This is a genomic window from Curtobacterium sp. MCBA15_001, from assembly GCF_001864835.1.
Taxonomy (GTDB): domain Bacteria; phylum Actinomycetota; class Actinomycetes; order Actinomycetales; family Microbacteriaceae; genus Curtobacterium.
In genome coordinates, this window is record NZ_MJGI01000009.1 from 22,364 (window position 1) to 28,363 (window position 6,000).

The window sequence follows — 6,000 nt, forward strand, 5'->3', positions numbered from 1 at the left end:
AAGGAACACCCCCTCCGATGACCGATCCCGCTCTCGTCTCCGCGCAGCCCTGGTCCCACCTCGAAGCGCGCGCCGGCCTGCTCGACCGGGCCACCGTCGCATCCACGACCATCGGCGGCGTCCGCGTCCGCGTGGTGCCCGAACCACTCAAGACCGAACGGGACGGAGTCCGTGTGCAGAGCGTCCGCGTGCTGCTCGACACCGCGCCGGACGGACTCGTGCCCACCGTGACCGGCCCGTCCGGCGACCAGGTGGTGGGGACTGCGCCAGCACCGGACGCCGAGTCGGTGCGCTGCCTGGTGCGGGTGGTCGACGAGCCCACCGAGGTCACCCTGGGTCTGCCCGCCCTGGGCGAGGAGACCGTCTCCTTCACGTTGCTGCCGCAGCGCGACTGGTCCGTCCACGTCGTGCACCACTCGCACTTCGACTTCGGGTACACCGACCCGCAGACCACGGTGATCTCCGCGCAGCGCTCCTACCTCGACTCTGCGGTCGAGCTCGCCGCCGCGACGAGCGACTGGCCCGAGGCCGCGCGGTTCCGCTGGAACGTCGAAGCGCTGTGGGCGTTCGCCGACTGGGAGCGCCACCGCCCGGCCGCGAAGGTCGCCGAGTTCGTGCGACTGGTCCAGCAGGGCTCGATCGGGCTGAGCGCCATGCCCTACAACCTGCACACCGACACCTGCTCGACCGAGGAGCTGCACGAGCTCCTGCGCGAAGCGCGCCGGATCCGCCAGCAGTACGGCATCGACTTCACCACCGCGATGCAGACGGACGTACCCGGGCAGGTCGCCGGTCTGCCGGACGCCCTGCACGACGTCGGTGTCCGGTACTTGGCCGTCGCCCACAACTGGGCCGGCCGCTCCATGCCGCACCAGAACGGTGCGCTCGACCTGCCGCGCCTGTTCCGGTGGCGGACGCCGGCGGGCAACGCGGTCCTCGTCTGGATGACCGACAGCCCGCACGGCCTCGCCTACATGGAGGGACCGATGGTCGGGCTGACCGAGTCGTACGAGGTCGCCGAGACGTACCTCCCCGCCTACCTGACCGCACTGGCCACCCGCGGCTACCCCTTCCCGCCCGGGGTGTTCGGCGCGCACGGCGAGACCGCCGAAGGGCGTCCGGGCTACCCGTGGGGCGTCCTGCACCTGCGCACGCAGGGGTTCATGGGCGACAACGGCCCCGCACGCCTGCACCTGTCCGAGGTGGTCCGCCGCTGGAACGACACGTGGTCGTCCCCACGGCTGCGGGTCTCGACGAACGAGGACTTCTTCGCGGAGGCAGAGGCCGAGCACGGCGACGAGCTGGTCACGGTCGAGGGCGACTGGGGCGACTGGTGGGTCGAGGGCGTCGGATCGGCGGCGGTCCCGCTGGCCCTCAGCCGTGACGCCCAGGCACGGGTGAGCGACGCCCGTTCGTTCTCGCAGGCCGCCGCGTGGCTCGGCGGGCAGGCCGTCCCCGGCGAACGCGAGGAGTCGGACCGGACCTGGGACGCCATCTCGATGTTCAACGAGCACACCTGGGGTGCGAGCAACTCGTGGACCCACGGTGACGAGGGCTACGACTCCGGCGAGCGCCAGTGGCAGTGGAAGGTCGGCCAGGCGATCACGGCGCACCAACGCGGTCGGGACCTGGAGGAACACGCACTCGTCTACCTCGCCGACGCCGTCGCACCGGCCCCGGAGGCGCTGACGTCGATCGTCGCCGCGAACGCCTCCGGAGCATCACGGACCGGCGCCCTGCGGTTCCTGCTCAAGGAGTCGACCGTGCCCCTCGACGCGCACGTCGTGGTGCGGGACGGGCGGACCGGCCGCGACCTGCCGACGGTGGTCGAGGACCAGTCGAACGCGTTGCACCGCGAGTCCGGGCGGTGGATCACCACCCAGCTGACGGACGTCCCGGCGTACGGGTTCGTGCGGGTGGACGTCCTCCCCGCCGCCGTCGCAGCCGAGCCACCACGTGTGCACGACGCGCTGACGACCCCCGCCCGGGAGCTCTTCTCGATGGAGAACGACCACCTCCGGGTGCGCGTCGACCCGACCACCTCGACGATCGCGTCACTCGTCGAGCTCGCGACCGGTCGTGAGCTCGTCGACCAGGACGCACCGGCCGGCTTCAACGGCTACGTGTACGACCAGTACGGGTCCTCCGGCGCCGGCGTGAACCACCTGTCCAACAAGCTGTGGAGCTCCGACCGGCTCGAGTTGCTCGCATCCCGCACCACCGGTGGTCCCGCGGTCCTCGTCGAACGTGTCACCGACGCGGTCGAGGAACGCCTGGCGTACCGCTTCGCCGCAGCCGGAGTCGACGCCGTGACCGTGACCCTCCGACTCCGGCACGGCGAACCGCGCCTGCGCATCGAGAACCGCCTCGAGAAGCCGGTGACCCGGACCAAGGAGAGTGCGTTCTTCGCCTTCCCCTTCCGGGCGGCGGACCCCGTCGTGCGGTACGAGGTCTCGGGCGGGGTCACCGGTGACGGCCTCCCGCACGTCCCGGGTGCCCCGCAGCACATGCGAGCCATCCGCAACTGGGTCAGCGTGCAGGACGGCGACGACGCGGTCGTCTGGGTCACGAAGGACGCCCCGCTCGTGCACCCGGGCACCATCGCCCTGCCGTACGCGCCGTTCCCTGCGAGCACGAGCCCGAAGCGGTCGGCGACGGTCTACTCCTGGCTGCACAACAACGTGTGGGACACCAACTTCCCCATCGAACAGGGCTTCAGCGCGACGTTCGAGTACGCGGTGGGGGTCCGTTCCGACCCGACCCAGTCCGTCGAAGCGGTCGCGGTCCGCACCACGGCCGACCTCGTCCACCCGATGGCGTCGGTCCCCGCTTCGGGCGTGCACGTCCGACCGCGGGCGGACGCGGAACTCCTCACGTTGAACGACGAACGGGTCCGCTTGCTGTCCGTCGTCGCCGGAGACGGGCCGCGGCAGTCGATCGTCCGACTGCAGTCCATGTCCGACCAGGCGGTACCGCTCACGATCGGGGTGGGAACCGCGCTCGTGACCGCGACGCGGAGCACCTTCCTCGGCGACCACGCCGAAGGGACGGCCGGAGGAACAGACGCGGGGACGGGCACGGGACCGGTCGAGCTCGAGGGCGGCCGCATCCGGCTCACCCTCCGACCGTTCGAGTCGGCCGCGGTCCTGGTCACCCGCGCTGCGGACGAACCCACGACGCGGTCCGCTGCGGACAGCTGACCGGTGCCGCACCCGCGCGGTCGACGAATCCGGTCCGGTGACACCCGGCCGCGAGGACCGGATTCGTCAACCGCCGAGCGGAACGTCCGTTCCCGGCGACTCCAAGGACCCCGACGACGCCACAGGCCCCGACGACGCCACAGGCTCCGACGACGCAACGGGCTCCAGCGGCTCCGCGGCCCCCGGCACGACGAGTCGCCACAGTCCGCGTCGCTCCTCGGTCAGGTACAGCCGGTACCGACCGTTCCGGGCGAGGACGTCGCCCTCCAGGTACTCGACCGGCTGCCCGTTCGTCGTGCACTGGTCCGACGGTGAGAACACGTCGAGGGCTCGCGACGGGGCCCTCCCCTTGACCTCGTCCGTCACGGTCGCCGTGAGGAGCCGGTACGAACCGTCCACCGCGACGGTCCGACCCGTGGCACGGACGTCGGCGTCCACCACCAGGACGGCCGCGTCGAGCCGGTCCTCGGAGGTCTCCAACGCGATGGGGTCCCGACACGAGCCGCTCTGCAGCGCGCACCCCGTCACGCCGCCGCTCACCGCCACGACGAGGGCGATCACCGCCGCCGCCCGGCCGTTCCCCCTGGTCATGCGCTCATCCTGCACCGCATTGCGGTGCGGGTTGCCGCACACCGCACACCCAGGCGTTCCGCAGGCAAACAGCGCGGTGCCAGCATGAGCCGTCCGCCGCCCGACGCGTCCGGACAGAGGGGAAGCAACCATGCACAAGCTCTTCTTCGTCGCCGCCACCGCGGCGACGCTCGTCCTCGGGGCAGCAGCTCCGGCGACGGCCGCGCCCGTGTCCGCGGCCAGCACGACGTCGGTGCCGAGCGCACCCGTCTCGGTGAAGGTGTCGGGCTCCGCGGACGCAGCCACCGTCACCTGGTCCGCTCCGCGCCGCAGTGCCGCGATCACGGGGTGGACCGTCGCGATGACGCCGTCCGAGCAGCAGCCTGACAAGGGCGTCGACAAGCTGCCGGCATCGGCGCGGTCCGACCGGTACGGCTCCCTCACGCCCGGGGTCACGTACACGTTCTCCGTCCGTGCCACGAACAACCGTGGTCGCGGGCCCGCCGTCGCCGTCACGTACACCCGGCCGGCCACCACCCCGACCACGCCGACGAGCACCGCGCTCTACGGCCTCGACACCGCGGGCAACGTCGTCCGTTTCCCGACCGACGGCTCCTCGACGAAGGTCACGGTCGCACCGAACGGCGCCGGGTACACCGCGGACCACGCCGGCGACGTCTTCGTCCCCTCGGCCGACCGGACGAGCATCGTGGAGTACCCGCGTGACGGCTCGGCCGCCCGCACGGTCGCCTCCGGCTTGCACCTGACCCCCGACCTGCGCATCGACGACGCCGGCGACCTCTTCTGGGCCGACGCGGCGACCGGTGCGGTCACGCGACTCCCTGCTGCCGGTGGCACTGCCGCCGTCGTGCCGGGTCTGAGCGCACCGAGCGACCTCTTCGCGGTCTCCTCGCGCGGCGCGGTCGCCACCTTCCGCCACGCGTCAGCGGGCGACGTCCTCACCGTCCGGACCGCCGCCGGCGCGGTGAGCACCCGCACGCTCACCGGCTCGGGTCCGTTCCCGTCCGGCCGTGCCGACGCGATCGCGCTCGAGGCCGACGACGACGTCTACATCCACTCGTGGACGGTCGGCGCCTCCGGGTACAACACCTGGTACCTGCTGCCCCTCGGCGTGACCGACCCGACCAAGCTGTCGGACCGCACGGCGTTCGAGATCGGCGCGCTGAGCGGAGACGGCTTCGTCCTCGTCGAGTCGAAGCAGTGGTGCGCAGCCCCGGCCGAGTTCCCGACGCCGTGCGCCATCGACCGGTCCTTCTCCAACGAGCTCGTCCGCGCCGGCACCACCACGACGGACCACGCCGTGACCGGCATCACCGCCGTGGACCGTGCTCCGGTCTTCGGCGCGACCGACAGCGAGGGCGACCTGTTCGCGGTCATCCCGTCGGGTCCGACGCCGGGTCTGTGGCGCGTCCCCGCCGGTGGCGGTGCAGCACAGTCGATCTCGACCAGCCAGTTCACCCGCCTGCAGACGGCCTGATCGACGCGCGCACGCGAACGCCCCGCCCTCGTCCGCGAGCGGGGCGTTCTGCGCGTTCACCGTCCCAGCAACGCACCGACGGCATCGACGACGACCTGTCGCCGCCGCTGGGGAGTGACAGCACGCACGAGCGCGTCGTACTCCGCCGAGGTCGAGCTCCAGAACACCGCCAGGTGCACCACGAGTCCGAGCAGCACCGCGGGCCGGTACGACCGCGGCACGACCCCGGCGCGCTGCGCGTGCTCCACCGCCGCGACGAGCTCGGCGCTCCGCTCGCTGATCGTCGGCAGCGGTGACGCCTCCGCACGCTCGAGCCGGTGCCAGGTCAGCAGCCGGGGCAACCACGGGCGGGCGACCGCGACGTCGTGCAGGCGTCCGGCCCACTCGGCCAGGTCGCCGACGTCGAGCGGCACCTCGGCCAGGGTCGTGTCCACCGTCTGCGCGACGAGGGCGTCGAACAGGCCTTCCTTGCTGCCGAAGTAGTGGAAGACCTGTGCCTTGTTGCTCCCCGCCGCGGCGCCGATGCGCTCGATGCGGGCGTTGACCAGGCCGACGGCGGCGAACTCGTCGCGTGCCGCGAGCAGGAGTCGGCCGCGCACGGCGTCGGCGGCGGGCGGCGTGAAGGTGGCCATGCCACCACGGTACCGAGCGGGCAGGACCGGCGGCGGCAGGCGCGGTGGTCGCGACCACAGGACGGACTGGAGGTCCGGTGCCAGCTGGCACCGGACCTCC

At 72.4% G+C, this 6,000-nt stretch carries 4 protein-coding genes; 2 read left to right on the plus strand and 2 right to left on the minus strand.

Going from position 1 to position 6,000, the window contains the following annotated elements; all coding sequences use genetic code 11:
- Positions 1-17 precede the first annotated feature (17 nt).
- Positions 18-3,200, plus strand: a complete 3,183-nt coding sequence (locus BIU90_RS04865; protein ID WP_071299114.1) for a glycoside hydrolase family 38 C-terminal domain-containing protein — start codon at positions 18-20, stop codon at positions 3,198-3,200.
- A gap of 66 nt (positions 3,201-3,266) precedes the next feature.
- On the opposite strand, the gene BIU90_RS04870 is transcribed toward BIU90_RS04865, so the two are convergent.
- A complete protein-coding gene (locus BIU90_RS04870; RefSeq protein ID WP_071299115.1) occupies positions 3,267-3,791 on the minus strand; it encodes a hypothetical protein in 525 nt (174 codons plus the stop codon).
- Between the two features lie 130 nt (positions 3,792-3,921).
- Between BIU90_RS04870 and BIU90_RS04875 the strand changes: the two genes are divergently transcribed.
- Positions 3,922-5,268, plus strand: coding sequence for a fibronectin type III domain-containing protein (locus BIU90_RS04875; RefSeq protein WP_071299116.1), 1,347 nt, complete (start codon positions 3,922-3,924; stop codon positions 5,266-5,268).
- Between the two features lie 56 nt (positions 5,269-5,324).
- Here BIU90_RS04875 and BIU90_RS04880 read toward each other — a convergent pair whose 3' ends face one another.
- Positions 5,325-5,900, minus strand: a complete 576-nt coding sequence (locus BIU90_RS04880) for a TetR family transcriptional regulator (protein WP_071299117.1) — start codon at positions 5,898-5,900, stop codon at positions 5,325-5,327.
- Between the last annotated feature and the right edge of the window lie 100 nt (positions 5,901-6,000).